We start from the raw sequence: 13,501 nt of genomic DNA, 5'->3' as shown, positions 1-13,501 counted from the left end.
CGACATGGGTCTTATCGTTGCGTTGATCGTGGGCGCCATCGCCGGCTGGCTGGCAGGGCTGCTTGTCAAGGGGCATGGCCAGGGGCTGCTGGTCAACATCGTGGTCGGGATACTCGGCGCCGTGATCGCCTCGTTCGTTTTCCCTGCCCTGGGGATGGGGGCCGGCATGCAGGGTTCGATTGTGGCGGCAATCATCTATGCGACCATTGGCGCGGTCATACTGCTGGTGATCCTGCGCCTCGTGAACCGCGCCTGACCGGCATCGCCTGTCGTGAACGCAGCGGCAGGCCGTTGTCCTGCCATTCCCCTTTGCGGCCAGCAGGGATCCCCGGCTGGCCGTTTCGCGCCGATTGCTGTCTGGATGACCCTGTTCTAGTCTGCGCTCCGGTCGGCATGGACGGTTCGGGTGAGCACGCAGAAACCTCTTCGCAGCACGGCGCTTGCGCCTTTCCGGCACCGCGATTTCCGCATGCTGTGGAGCGTCACGCTGGTCTCGAATTTTGGCGGTCTGGTGCAGGCGGTCGGCGCCGCCTGGCTGATGACACAGCTGACCGACAGCGCGACGCTGATCGCGTTGGTGCAGGCCTCGAACACGCTGCCGATCATGCTGCTGGCGATCGCCTCGGGGGCGCTGGCGGACATCCTTGATCGCAAGGCCTTGCTGCTTTCGGCGCAGATTTTCATGGCGATCGTCTCGGCGGCGCTGGCGCTGGTGGCATGGCAGGGCCTGCTGACCCCGGTGCTGCTTCTGGGCTTCACCTTCCTGATCGGGGCGGGACAGGCGCTCTACAACCCTCCCTGGCAGGCCAGCATGGGCGATCTGGTCCCGCGCAGCGATCTGCCTGCGGCGGTGACGCTGAACTCGGTCGGGTTCAACCTGATGCGCAGCGTCGGCCCCGCGGCGGGCGGCTTTATCGTCGCGGCCTTCGGCGCCGCAGCGGCGTTCACGCTCAACGCCCTCAGCTATCTGCCGCTTCTGGGCGCGCTGCTGCGCTGGCAGCCGAAGGTCACGCCGCGCACCGCGCCGCCCGAGGCGTTCATGCCCGCGATGGGCGCGGGGCTGCGCTATGTCGCGCTTTCGCCCAATCTGATGCGGGTGATGCTGCGGGGTGCCTTGTTCGGCTTTGCGGCGGTTTCCGTGCTGGCGCTGCTGCCGCTGGTGGCGAAATCGCATCCCGAGGGCGGTTCGCTGCTGTTCGGAGCGCTGCTGGGCTGTTTCGGCCTGGGCGCGATCGCGGGCGCGATCGTCAACCCGCGCATTCGCGCCCGCCATGACAATGAAAATATCGTGCGGATGGCCTTTGCCGGCTTCGCCTTCGCCGCAGTGGTGCTGGGGCAGAGCGGATCGATGTGGCTGCACGGTCTGGCAATGCTGCCGGCGGGGGCGTCCTGGGTGTTGGCGCTGTCGCTGTTCAACGTGACCGTGCAACTCTCGACCCCTCGCTGGGTCGTTGCCCGGGCGCTTGCGCTTTACCAGACCGCCACGTTCGGCGGCATGGCGGCCGGGTCGGCGGCCTGGGGCGCGGTAGCCGGCGCCTATGGGCTGTCCGTGGCGCTGACAGCGGCCGGAGGCGTCCTGGCCCTGGGCGCGGTGATCGGCCTGTGGTTCAAGGCGCCCGAGTTCGGGACGGTCGATCTTGACCCGGTCAACCGATTCCAGGAGCCGGCGCTGCGGCTGGATCTGCGAGGGCGGTCGGGGCCGATCATGGTGATGGTGGACTATCAGATCGAACAGCGTGACGTGGCAGAATTCCTGCGCCTGATGCGTCTGCGCCGCAATATCCGCCGCCGTGACGGGGCGCGGAACTGGGCGCTGCTGCGCGATCTGGAACATCCCGAATTCTGGTCCGAAAGCTATCATATCGCGACCTGGGACGAATATGTGCGCCACAATCTGCGCCGCACGAAATCCGAGGCCGAGGTGACCGTGTCGTTGCGCGCCCTGCATCGCGGCGAGGGCGATCCGGTCGTTCACCGGATGATCGAGCGGCATTCGATCAGCCAGCAGGACGACGTTCCGCTGGTGGGCAAGATCGAGGTGCCCTGATCGCGCAGCCATGGGCGCGGATGACGCACGCCGGGGATTTCACGCCCCCCGACCCGCGTGGGATATGTCCGGACCAGGGCATGGGACGGGCCTGGCTGTCCAGGCCTGTGGAATGCGGGGCATCGCGGCGACAAGGCTTTGCGTACAGGCATGGCGCGGTGCGTCGATGACCTGCTCGGCGCGGCCATCCTCGACGATCCGGCCGTTCTGCATGACCAGCACCCTCTCGGTGATGCCACGCACCACCGAAAGATCATGGCTGATGAACAGATAGGCCATGTCGTGGCTGCGGCGCAGATCCGCCAGCAGGTCAAGGACCTGTGCGCGCACCCGGACATCCAGCGCGCTGACGGCCTCGTCCAGCACGATCAGCCGGGGCCGGATGATCAGGGCACGGGCGATCGCGATGCGCTGGCGCTGTCCGCCCGAGAATTCGTGGATGTATTTGCGGGCGTCCGAGGCATCGAGCCCGACCTCTTCCAGCGCCCCCGCGACCTGATCGCGCCAGTCCGGCGGACGGCCGGTCAGGTGAAACGGCTCGGCGATCAGGCGGTCGATGCGCCAGCGCGGATCGAAACTGCCGAACGGGTCCTGGAAAACCACCTGCATGCGGGCGCGCAGCTTTGGTGGCATGTTGCGTCCCGCGGTGACCCGCATTCCGTCCAGTTCGATCGATCCGCCAAGCAGCGGGTCCAGGCCCAGGATCGCGCGGGTCAGGGTCGATTTGCCACAACCCGATTCGCCCACCAGTCCGACGCTTTCGCCGGGCCGGATGGTCAGGCTTACATCATCCACGGCGCGCAATCGTCCGCCCTGGGGCAAGCGGTATTCCCGCACCGCGTTGCGCAGTTGCAGCAGCGGTGTCGTGCCGGACCTCGCATGCTCATGCTCACGCCGTGCGGGCACGTGCAGCGAGGCCGCGAAAAGCCGTCTTGTATAAGGATGGTCCTGGGTGCGGAACAACCTTTCCGTCGGGGCCTCCTCGACGATCCTGCCGGATTTCATCACCGCGACGCGGTCGGCGATGCCGGCGACCACGGCCAGATCGTGGGTGATCAGCAACAGCGCCATGCCCTCGTCGCGCACCAGCCCCGCCAGCAGGTCAAGGATCTGGGCCTGCGTGGTCACGTCAAGCGCGGTGGTCGGCTCGTCCGCGATCAGCAGGTCCGGGCGTTCGGCGATGGCAAGCGCGATCGCGACGCGCTGGCGCTGCCCGCCCGACAATTCGTGCGGGTAGAGCGACAGGGGAAAGCGCGGATCGGGCAGTCCGACGCGATCCAGCCGGGCGCGGGCACGCGACAGGGCGGCCTTGCGGTCCATGCCGTGATGGACGCGCAGCACCTCGGCCACCTGATCGCCGATCGTCATCAGCGGATTGAGCGCGGTCATCGGCTCCTGGAAGATCATCCCGATCCGGCGGCCGCGAATGTCGCACAGCCGCGTTTCGGGCATCGTCAGCAGGTTCTGGCCGTCGAGCATGATCCTGCCGCTGGCTGCGGCGTGGCGCGGCAGCAACCCGATGATCGCCAGCGCGGTCATCGACTTGCCCGAGCCCGATTCGCCCACAAGCCCGGTGATGGTTCCGGGATCCAGCCTCAGATCGACGGCGCTCAGCACCGGGACCTGACCGATGGTGACCGACAGATCCTGTGTCAGGATCACCGCAGCACCCGCAGCCGCGGATCCAGCGCATCGCGCAGCCCGTCGCCCAGAAGGTTCAGGCCCAGCACCGTCAGCACGATGCAGAGGCCAGGGATGACCGCGACATGCGGTGCCAGCGTCACCATGGTCTGCGCCTCGGCCAGCATCCTGCCCCAGCTGGGCGTCGGCGGCTGCGCCCCCAGCCCGACATAGGACAGGCCCGCCTCGGCCAGGATGCCCAGGCTGAACTGGATGGTGCCCTGCACGATCAGCAGATTGGCGATATTGGGCAGGATGTGCTGAAGGCTGATCAGCGTGCCGCCCTTGCCCGACACCTCGGCGGCGCGGATATAGTCCAGCGTCCAGATCGGCAGGGCACCGCCACGGGTCACCCGCGCGAAGACCGGGATGTTGAAGATCCCGATGGCGATGATGGCGTTCACCGCCGATGGCCCGAAGACCGCGGTGATCAGGATCGCGATGACCAGCGAGGGAAAGGCGAAGATCAGGTCGTTTCCGCGCATGATGACCTCGTCCAGCCAGCCTCCCCGGTTCGCGGCCGCGAGCAGGCCAAGCGGCACGCCGGCGCCCATGCCGATGCCCACCGCGACCAGAGCCACCGCGATCGAGACACGCGCCCCCAGCATCGCCATCGACAGCATGTCGCGGCCGAAATGGTCGGTTCCGAACGGGTGCGCGACCGACGGGCCATGCAGCTTTTCGGCGATGGCCAACTGCGTGATGTCGTAGGGCGTCCAGACGAGGGACAGTGCCGCCGCGGCGAGCGCCACCCCGGCCAGCAGGCAGCCGACAAGCAGGCCGGGCCTCATCGCCGCCTCAGCCTGGGATCGATCGCGGCATAGGCCAGATCGACCAGGAAATTCACCGCGATGACTGCGGCGACGAGAACCAGCACCGCCGACTGCACCACGATCAGATCGCGCTGGCTGATCGCCTGAAAGATCAGCCGTCCCAGGCCCGGCAGGTAGAAGACGTTCTCGATGATGATGGCGCCGGCCAGAAGGAAGGAAAACTGCATCCCCATGATGGTCAGCACCGGGATCAGCGCGTTGCGCAGCGCGTGTCTTAGCAAGGTCTGGCCTGCCGTCAGTCCCTTGGCGCGGGCGGTGCGGATATAGTCCTGGCCCTGCGTGTCGATCAACGCCGATCTGAGAACCCGCGCAAGGATTGCGGCCTGCGGCAATGCCAGTGCGACGGCCGGCAGGATCAGCGCCTTGATCGCCGGGCCAGGCTGGCCCCAGCCGGGAAAACCGCCCGCGGGCAACCAGCGCAGCGTGATCGCGAACAGCAGCACCAGCAGCATCGCGAACCAGAAATTCGGCAACGCGATGCCCAGCTGCGTGCCCCCCATCACGGCGGCGTCGCCGATGCGGCCCCGGCGCGCGGCGGCGTAGATGCCGACCGGAAAGGCAATCGATGCCGCCAGAAGCAGCGCCATCATGGCCAGCGGCAGGGACACCTGCATCCGGTCGAGGATCATGCCGGCGATCGGGGTCTTGTAGGTGAAGCTTTGGCCGAAATCGCCCTGCAGCAACGCTGCGGCCCATGCGGCGTAGCGCACGGGAAGCGTTTGATCCAATCCCAGCTGCTCGCGCAGCGCCGCCACGGTTTCGGGCTGCGCGCCCGTGCCCAACATGAAACTGGCCGGGTCGCCCGGCACAAGCTCGACCACGGCGAAAACCACGGCCGACGCCACCAGCAGGCTCAGCCCCAGAGAGATCGTCCGGCGAAAAACATAGCGCAGCATGGACCGACGCTAGTCGGGCGAGGCGGGCGGGTAAAGCGGCTTGCGCCCGCGGCAGGCAACGGCCCTGCCGGACATCAGTTGTCGGCGGGCAGGTCACGCCTCCGCCGGTGGCGGATGGACATCAGCGCCGCAGTCGCGAACAGGGCCAGGGCGACAAGAACGATGGGCGCCGGCCCGGCCCGCAGCCACGGCGTCGGCGGCAGCGCGCCCGGCAGCAGGGCGTCGATCCTGCCCGCGACACCCAGGGGCAGGCTGTCGCGCAGTCGGCCGCGCGCATCGATGACCGCGCTGACGCCGGTATTCGCCGCGCGGATCAGCGGCAGGCCGGTCTCGACGGCGCGCAGCCGCGCCTGGGCAAGATGCTGGTAGGGCCCCGAGAACCTGCCGAACCAGCCGTCATTGGTGGCTTGCAGGATCCACTCGGGGCGCGGATCCAGATTTCGCAGATGCTGGGGAAAGATCGCCTCATAGCAGATCAGCGGCTGGACACGCGGCAGCCCGGGCGCCGACATCGCCGACGGGCCGTGACCCGCAGAGTAGCCGTTGCCCTGCTGCGCAGCGAAGGCGCCGATACCGATCCTGGCCAGCGCGTCGCCCCAGGGAATGTACTCGCCGAACGGCACTAGATGGAACTTGTCATAGATGGCCTGCACCTCTCCGTCGGGCGCCAGCAGGGCAAGGCTGTTGTAGAAACGACTTTCCTCGCGCCGCTGGATGCCCAGAAGCAACGGCGCACCGGCAGCGCCCGCCATCGCGGGACGCAGTTCGTCTGCGTCCTCCAGCAGGAAGTTGACCGCCGTCTCGGGCCAGATGACCAGGTCGCGGCGGCCGGGCTGCGCAGAAAGGTCCAGAAGCCGGCGGAAGAACACGGCCGACCATTCCGGATCCCATTTCAGGCGTTGTGCCGCATCGGGCTGGACGATCCGCAGCATGATGTCGCGATCCGGCGGCAAGGGCTGTGCCAGCCGCGCCAGACCGGCCGCCCACAGCGCGCCCGTCAGAAGGATCGCCACCGCGATGCCGGGCAGGAAGCCAAAGGCGTGGCGGCTGGCTGGCCGCCAGAACAAGGTCGGTGCGACGGCAATCGCCAGCGTGATCAGTCCAAGCCCGATCGCGCCGATCCAGGCGGCGGCCTGATCGACCGGGGTGCCGATCCAGACATGTCCGATCAGCGCCCAGGGCAGGCCGGTGAAAATCCATCCGCGCAACCAGTCCGACAGGACAAGGGCCGCCAGGATGGCGACGCTGCGGTGACGCCAGTCGGGAACGATACGGGCGGCCAGCCAGACCGGCAGCGCCCAGAACAGCGCACCGCCAAGCGCCATCAGCAGCAGTGCGAACGGCGCCATCCAGCCGTGGATTTCAGGGTCGACCAGAAAGGGTTCGACAATCCAGAACATCGCAAGGCCGAACCAGCCCAGCCCCGCGGCCATGGCATGCCAGAAGGCCGCGTCCGGCCGCGCCCGCGAAAGGCGCCATGACAGGATGCCGAGGCTGACCAGCGTGGCGCCCCAAACCCCGAACGGAGCCAGCCCCAGCGCCGCCACCAGCCCAAGCACCAGATCCGGCGCCAGCCGCAAGAGAGGCGGGCGCCGATGGCGCAGCCGGGGCGGTCTCAGCTGGTCATGCATGACCCGGCCATCAGACCTCGGCGTCGGCGTTGTCCTGCGGCTGACCGGCCTGCGATTGCGCGTCCTGCGGCTCCTCGGCGGCCTCGGTCTTCTTGCGCCGGGTTCGCTTGGGCTTGGGCGCCTCGTCAGTGCTTTCAGCGGTTTCGCCGGCCTTCTTGCGGCTGCGGCGAGCAGGCTTCGGGGCCTCGTCTGCTGCCGCCTTGTCCGGCGCGTCATCAGAAACGGCCTTGCGCGCGCGGCTTCTGCGCGGTTTCGGCTGATCCTCGGCCGGCGCGTCGGTGGATACGTCCTGCGCGTCGGTCTCGGTCTTCTTGCGCCGGGTCCGCCTGGGCTTGGCCGGAGCCTCTTCGGCCGCGGCTTCGGCAACAGCCTGGGGCGCGACGTCCGAGTCTGCGGTGGCCGACGCCTCGTCGGTCGCCGAATCGGCCGATTGCGCCGTCCCGGCAAACGGGTTCTCGTCCTCGGCCTTGGCCACCTTGCGGCTGCGGCGCGGCTTGGACCTTGCCTTGGCGGGCTTTTCATCCGGCGTTTCGACGGCTTCGGCTGTCTGCCGGGGCTGGTCGTCGCGTTCGGCAGAGGCACTTTCCACCGAGGGGCGCAGATCGACCAGCATGAATTCGGGGACATGGTCGCCCATGCCCGTCACGGCGGGACCGCGATTTTCGTCACGCCCACGGCCACGACGCCGGTCATCGCGCCGGCCATCGCGGCGTGGCTCCTGGCGTTCGGGACGTTCCTGACGTTCGGGACGTTCCTGGCGTTCGGGTCGCGGCGCCTCGGCCTCGGCGGGCCGTTCGGGTTGCTGCGGTTCGGCTTCGGCTGCGGGCTTGCGATCATCCTGCGCCTGGTCGTCCTCGCGCCGCCCGCGACGCCGCTTGTCGCGTCCGCCCTTGCGATCTTCCCGGTCATGGCGCGGTGCCTCGCCGGAAGCCTCCGACACCGAGAATCCCTCCGGCAGGTCGCCGCGTGGCAGCGACTGCTTGACCAGGTTCTCGATCGCCGACAGGTATTTCTCGTCCGACGGGGTGCCAATGCTGATCGCGGTGCCCTGCCGGCCGGCCCGACCGGTCCGACCGATGCGATGGACATAGTCCTCGGCATGGCTGGGCAGGTCGAAATTGAAGACATGGCTGACCGCCGGGATGTCCAGCCCGCGCGCCGCAACGTCCGACGCAATCAGCAGCTTCAGCGTGTCATCGCGGAACCTGTCCAGGGTCCGGGTGCGGTGACTCTGCTCCAGATCGCCATGGATCGGGGCGGCGTCATAACCATGCTTTGCCAGCGACTTGGCGACGATATCCACATCCGTCTTGCGGTTGCAGAAGATGATGGCGTTCTTCAGCCGCTCGCCCTCGGCCTCGATCAGGGCGCGCAGCAATTCGCGCTTCTGCTTGGAGGTCTGATCCTTGCGGGTCGGCGTGATCTGCACCAGCCGCTGGGTGATCGTCTCGCTGGCTGTGGCCTGCCGGGCGACCTCGATCCGCTCGGGGGAGTGCAGGAACGTGTTCGTGATCCGCTCGATCTCGGGGGCCATGGTGGCACTGAAGAACAGCGTCTGGCGGGTAAAGGGTGTCAGCTGGAAGATACGCTCGATATCCGGAATGAAACCCATGTCCAGCATCCGGTCGGCCTCGTCCACGACCATGATCTGCACGCCGGTCAACAGCAGCTTGCCGCGTTCGAAATGGTCCAGCAGACGGCCCGGCGTGGCGATCAGCACATCGACGCCGCGATCGATCAGCTTGTCCTGTTCCGAGAAGCTGACGCCGCCGATCAGCAGCGCCTTGGTCAGGCGGGTGTGCTTGGCGTAGGTGTCAAAGTTTTCCGCCACCTGTGCCGCCAGTTCGCGGGTCGGACACAGCACCAGGCTTCGCGGCATGCGCGCGCGGGCGCGACCACGACCCAGCATGGTAATCATCGGCAAGGTGAAGCTGGCGGTCTTGCCGGTGCCTGTCTGAGCGATTCCCAGCACGTCGCGACCTTCCAGCGCAGGCGGGATCGCGCCGGCCTGGATCGGGGTCGGGGTCTCGTATCCCGCGTCGGCGATGGCCTTCAGGACCTTGGGATCAAGCTTCAGATCAGAAAATTTAGTCATTCAGGGCTTTCCAGGCTGCAGCGCCGTTGCGCGCTTCGCGTTCCATGCCGCTCGCCCGTATGGCGCGGTTGCGGCGCAGATGGGACGCAATTCCGCACGCCCCTTCGGTCGACCCGCCGGACGCGGGCCAGCCTTCGACTAGACCAAAGTGAAAGAGACGTCAATCTTTCCGGACAACAGCTAAACAAGGTGACATTTTTCGGGGGACTGCATTAAGTCTGTAGCTTCATCGATGAACAAAATTCGGCAGGGACAGATATGGCGACAGAGTTGACCGGCGGACTGAGCCCGATGCAGGCCTTTGCGATCGTGGGGATTGCAGGCGTGGGCGCGCAGTGGCTGGCGTGGCGTTTCCGCCTGCCTGCAATCGTGCTGATGCTGGCGGCCGGTCTGCTGCTGGGGCCTGTCACAGGAATATTCGTTCCTGCCCGGGACATCGGCGATCTGATTCCGCCGATGATTGCACTGGCGGTCGCCGTCATCCTGTTCGAGGGTGGCTTGACGCTCAGCCTGAAAAAGCTGGCGGATGCTCGCCCCGCCGTGCGTCGGCTGGTCTATATCGGGGCGCCGCTCGGGTGGCTGCTGTCGTCGCTGGCCCTGATCTTCGTCGCGGGCCTGGGGTGGGAATCGGCGGTCGTCTTCGGTGGTATCATGATCGTGACCGGTCCGACGGTCATCGCGCCGCTGCTGCGTCAGGCCAAGCTGGTCTCGCGGCCAGCCCAGACGCTGCAATGGGAAGGGATCGTCAACGACCCGATCGGCGCGCTGGTGGCGGTCATCGCGCTTGAAATCGTCCTGGTCCGCAATACCGGAGTCACCTGGGGTGACGCACTGGGCCAGTTGATCCTTGGCATCGGCTTCGCGGCGGTGCTCGGCGTCGTCGTCGGCATTCTGGTCGTGCAGGCGTTCCGGCGCGGATGGGTGCCCGAATACATGAAGGTGCCGCTGCTGTTCGTCGCCGTGCTTGGGGTCTTTGCGGGCTCGGACAGCCTGCTGCATGAAAGCGGTCTGCTGGCGGTGACGGTGATGGGACTGGTGATCGCCAATTCCGATCTGCCCAGCTATCACGAGTTGCACCGCTTCAAGGAGCACGCCACGATCCTTCTGGTCTCGGGCGTGTTCATCCTGCTGGCGGCAGGGATCGAGCTTGACACGCTTGCCCGGCTGGACTGGCTGCGGGCCGGGCTTTTCGTCGCCGTCGTGGTGTTGCTTGTGCGCCCATTGACGGTGATGATCTCGCTGATCGGCACCAACATGCCGATGCGCGAACGATTGCTGGTTGCCTTCACCGGCCCGCGCGGCGTGGTGCTGGTGGCCGTCTCGGGCATCTTTGCCGAACGCCTGGTCGGCGAGGGCATCGCGGACGGTGCCCAGATCGCGCCGCTGGCCTTCGTGCTGGTTCTGGTGACTGTCGTGCTGCACGGTTTCACCCTGGCGCCGTTCGCGCGGCGGCTGGGGCTGACCTCGGGCGAGAAACCGGGATTGCTGATCGTCGGCGGATCGCTGTTCGCGACCGGCCTGGCCAAGGCGCTGGAAAAGGCCGATGTGAATGTCCTCGTCACCGACGCCAACCGCGACCATCTGCGCACCGCACGCGCCGCAGGGATACAGACCTTCTATGGCGACATCCTGGGCGAAGCGGCCGAAAACAGTGTCGAGTTCATCGTCTATGGCTCGATCCTCGCGGCCTCGGACAACGACGCCTACAACACCCTCGTCGCGACCGATCTCGGACCCGAATTCGGGCGCGAGAACATCTGGCAGTTGGCCCGCCACAAGGAAGAGCAGGCCCGGCACTCGCTGCCGGTCCAGCTTGGCGGCCAGACCATCGATGGCAACCGCACCCTGGCGCGGTATCTGGAACTGCTGGGCGAGGGCTGGATCTTTCGCACCACGCGCCTGACCGAAGAGTACGGGCTGGATGACTGGCGCACCGCCCGCGAGGGCGCGATACCGCTGGCGGTGGTCCAGAATGGCGACATATGGTTTGTCGGGGAAGAAGACGACCTGATCGACAAGCCCGGCATCCGCATCGTTTCGATGCTGCCGCCAGAGGTCGCCGACAGGATCGAGCGCGAGAACGAGGCGCAGGCCAGGCCGAAGGAGCAGGCCAAGGAGATCGCGCGCGCCGAGGCCCGGGCCGTCCAGCGCGGCGAGGGGAATGGCAGCGTCGCCGGCGGTGCCGTGCAGGACGACGCAGACACGCTGCGCGAGGATATCAAGGACGATCCCGAACTGATCGAGACCAGCGGCGACGCCGCCGACGACAGGCCACGGGACGATCGCCAGCCACAGGCCGAACCGGATGCCGGCCAGACCGGCGAGGCCGCCGAAGCATCGGTCACGTCCGCGAGCGAGGGGAAGGGCGAGGGCGGCAAGTCCGGTTGATCCGCGATCCTGCAATCCAGCGGGTGGACGGATCGCCTCAAGCCGTCGCGGGCGGGCCATGCGCTGTTGACCTTCACCGGGTGCAGGCGTTAACCCGCGCTGACCAATCAGGAAGCCGGACATGAACCTCTTCACCGATCTTCGCGGCGTCGTCGTCGAGGCGCTGGATCAGATGGAACAGGCGGGTGAACTGCCCCCTGGGCTTGACTTCGCCGCTGTCACGGTCGAGCCGCCGCGCGACCCCGCGCATGGCGACATGGCAACGAACGCCGCGATGGTGCTGGCCAAGCCGGCGGGCGTGAAGCCCCGCGACATTGCCGAAAGGCTGGCGGCCCGCCTGACCGATCCGCGCATCGCAGCGGCCGAGGTTGCCGGACCGGGCTTTCTCAACCTGCGGCTGTCGCCCGCCGTCTGGCAGGGCGTCGTCCGCACCGCGCTGCAGGCGGGCGGCGATTTCGGCCGTTCGACCATGGGCGCCGGCCAGAGGGTCAATGTCGAATTCGTCAGCGCCAATCCGACCGGGCCGATGCATGTCGGGCATGTGCGCGGCGCGGTCTTTGGCGACGCGCTGGCGAACCTGCTGGATTTCTCGGGCCACGAGGTCACCCGCGAATACTATATCAACGACGGCGGCGCGCAGGTCGATGTGCTGGCCCGCTCGGCCTATGAGCGTTATCGCGAGGCGAACGGGCTCGAGCCCGAGATCCGCGAGGGGCTTTATCCCGGCGACTACCTGATTCCGGTCGGCGAGGCGTTGAAGGCGAAATATGGCGACACGCTGCTGGACAAGCCCGAATCGGACTGGCTGGTCGAGTTGCGCGATGCCGTGACCGACACGATGATGGGCATGATCCGCCAGGATCTCGCCGCGCTTGGCGTGACGATGAACGTCTATTCCAGCGAAAAGGCGCTTTATGGCACCGGCAAGATCGAGGCCGCGATCGAGCGGCTGAACAGCCAGGGCCTGATCTATCGCGGCGTGCTGGAACCGCCCAAGGGCAAGCTGCCCGAGGATTGGGAGGCGCGCGAGCAGCTGTTGTTCCGCTCGACCGCGCATGGCGACGATGTGGACCGCCCGATCCAGAAATCGGACGGCGCGTGGACCTATTTCGCGCCCGATATCGCCTATCACTGGGACAAGATCGAACGCGGGTTCGATCAGCTGATCGACGTCTTCGGCGCCGATCATGGCGGCTATGTCAAGCGCATGAACGCGGCCGTTAATGCGCTGTCGAACGGCCGCGTGCCGCTGGACGTCAAGCTGATCCAGCTGGTCAGGCTTTACCGGAACGGCGAGCCCTTCAAGATGTCAAAGCGCGCCGGAACCTTCGTGACCTTGCGCGATGTCGTCGAAGAGGCCGGCGCCGACGTGACCCGATTCATCATGCTGACGCGCAAGAATGACGCGCCGCTTGATTTCGACTTTGCGAAGGTGCTGGAACAATCCAAGGACAACCCGGTCTGGTATGTCCAGTATGCCAGCGCGCGCGTCCATTCCGTGCTGCGCCGCGCGCAAGAGGCGGGCATCGACGTTTCGGACGCGGCGCTTCGTGCGGCGGATCTGACCGCGATCGCCCATCAGGCAGAGCTTGACCTGGCCCGAAAAGTTGCCGAATGGCCACGCCTCGTGGAACACGCCGCCCGCGCGCATGAACCGCACCGGGTCGCGTTTTTCCTGTACGAGATCGCTTCGGACCTGCATTCGCTGTGGAACCGCGGCAATGATGATGCGTCGCTGCGTTTCCTTCAGGAAGCCGATCCTGCAACGACCCAGGGAAAAATCGCGCTGGTCCGGGCGGTTGGCGTTGTCATTTCAAGCGGTCTCGCTATCCTTGGCGTGACTCCTGTCGAGGAAATGCGCTGATTCAACGGGCGCCCCGGCCGGATCGAGCAGTGAACGGTAAAGTCGGATCAACCGGCAGGCAGGCAGG

The 13,501-nt window shown here is 66.9% G+C and carries 8 protein-coding genes and 1 pseudogene; 4 read left to right on the top strand and 5 right to left on the bottom strand.

Features of this window, described 5'->3' with window-relative positions; all coding sequences use genetic code 11:
• Positions 1 to 4 precede the first annotated feature (4 nt).
• Together L1965_RS08785 and L1965_RS08780 are read left to right on the top strand one after the other, a co-directional pair.
• Positions 5 to 256: a GlsB/YeaQ/YmgE family stress response membrane protein gene (locus L1965_RS08785; RefSeq protein WP_235756028.1), complete on the top strand. Its 252-nt coding sequence runs from the start codon at positions 5 to 7 to the stop codon at positions 254 to 256.
• Positions 257 to 406: 150 nt separating this feature from the next.
• A complete protein-coding gene (locus L1965_RS08780; protein ID WP_338421478.1) occupies positions 407 to 2,047 on the top strand; it encodes an MFS transporter in 1,641 nt (546 codons plus the stop codon).
• A 39-nt stretch (positions 2,048 to 2,086) separates the two neighbouring features.
• Here the strand turns inward: L1965_RS08780 and L1965_RS08775 are convergent, their stop codons facing one another.
• The 5 genes and pseudogenes from L1965_RS08775 to L1965_RS08755 all read right to left on the bottom strand — a co-directional run.
• Positions 2,087 to 3,709 carry an ABC transporter ATP-binding protein gene (locus tag L1965_RS08775; RefSeq protein WP_235756027.1) on the bottom strand — a complete coding sequence of 541 codons (1,623 nt, stop codon included), beginning with the start codon at positions 3,707 to 3,709 and terminating at the stop codon, positions 2,087 to 2,089.
• Positions 3,706 to 4,518 carry an ABC transporter permease gene (locus L1965_RS08770; protein ID WP_235756026.1) on the bottom strand — a complete coding sequence of 271 codons (813 nt, stop codon included), beginning with the start codon at positions 4,516 to 4,518 and terminating at the stop codon, positions 3,706 to 3,708. Before L1965_RS08770 ends, L1965_RS08775 begins: the two co-directional genes overlap by 4 nt.
• Positions 4,515 to 5,456, bottom strand: coding sequence for an ABC transporter permease (locus L1965_RS08765; protein ID WP_235756025.1), 942 nt, complete (start codon positions 5,454 to 5,456; stop codon positions 4,515 to 4,517). Before L1965_RS08765 ends, L1965_RS08770 begins: the two co-directional genes overlap by 4 nt.
• Positions 5,457 to 5,530: 74 nt before the next feature.
• Positions 5,531 to 7,087 carry an apolipoprotein N-acyltransferase gene (lnt, locus tag L1965_RS08760; protein WP_235756024.1) on the bottom strand — a complete coding sequence of 519 codons (1,557 nt, stop codon included), beginning with the start codon at positions 7,085 to 7,087 and terminating at the stop codon, positions 5,531 to 5,533.
• A gap of 553 nt (positions 7,088 to 7,640) precedes the next feature.
• Positions 7,641 to 9,182, bottom strand: a pseudogene (locus L1965_RS08755) (DEAD/DEAH box helicase); the annotation flags it as partial.
• Between the two features lie 258 nt (positions 9,183 to 9,440).
• Here L1965_RS08755 and L1965_RS08750 point away from each other — a divergent pair.
• Positions 9,441 to 11,570 (top strand): cation:proton antiporter, encoded by a 2,130-nt coding sequence (locus L1965_RS08750; protein WP_235756023.1) that lies wholly within the window; start codon positions 9,441 to 9,443, stop codon positions 11,568 to 11,570.
• Positions 11,571 to 11,691: 121 nt separating this feature from the next.
• A complete protein-coding gene (argS, locus tag L1965_RS08745) occupies positions 11,692 to 13,434 on the top strand; it encodes an arginine--tRNA ligase (protein ID WP_235756022.1) in 1,743 nt (580 codons plus the stop codon).
• Positions 13,435 to 13,501 lie beyond the last annotated feature (67 nt).

It is taken from the genome of Paracoccus salsus (genome assembly GCF_021556615.1).
GTDB classification, from domain to species: domain Bacteria; phylum Pseudomonadota; class Alphaproteobacteria; order Rhodobacterales; family Rhodobacteraceae; genus Paracoccus; species Paracoccus salsus.
This window is presented reverse-complemented; position numbering and strand designations above follow the sequence as displayed.

Coding starts and splice junctions, on each gene's coding strand:
- L1965_RS08785 (WP_235756028.1), top strand. CDS start 5: ATGGGTCTTATCGTTGCGTTGATCGTGGGCGCCATCGCCGGCTGGCTG.
- L1965_RS08770 (WP_235756026.1), bottom strand. CDS start 4,518: ATGAGGCCCGGCCTGCTTGTCGGCTGCCTGCTGGCCGGGGTGGCGCTC.
- L1965_RS08765 (WP_235756025.1), bottom strand. CDS start 5,456: ATGCTGCGCTATGTTTTTCGCCGGACGATCTCTCTGGGGCTGAGCCTG.
- lnt (WP_235756024.1), bottom strand. CDS start 7,087: ATGCATGACCAGCTGAGACCGCCCCGGCTGCGCCATCGGCGCCCGCCT.
- L1965_RS08750 (WP_235756023.1), top strand. CDS start 9,441: ATGGCGACAGAGTTGACCGGCGGACTGAGCCCGATGCAGGCCTTTGCG.
- argS (WP_235756022.1), top strand. CDS start 11,692: ATGAACCTCTTCACCGATCTTCGCGGCGTCGTCGTCGAGGCGCTGGAT.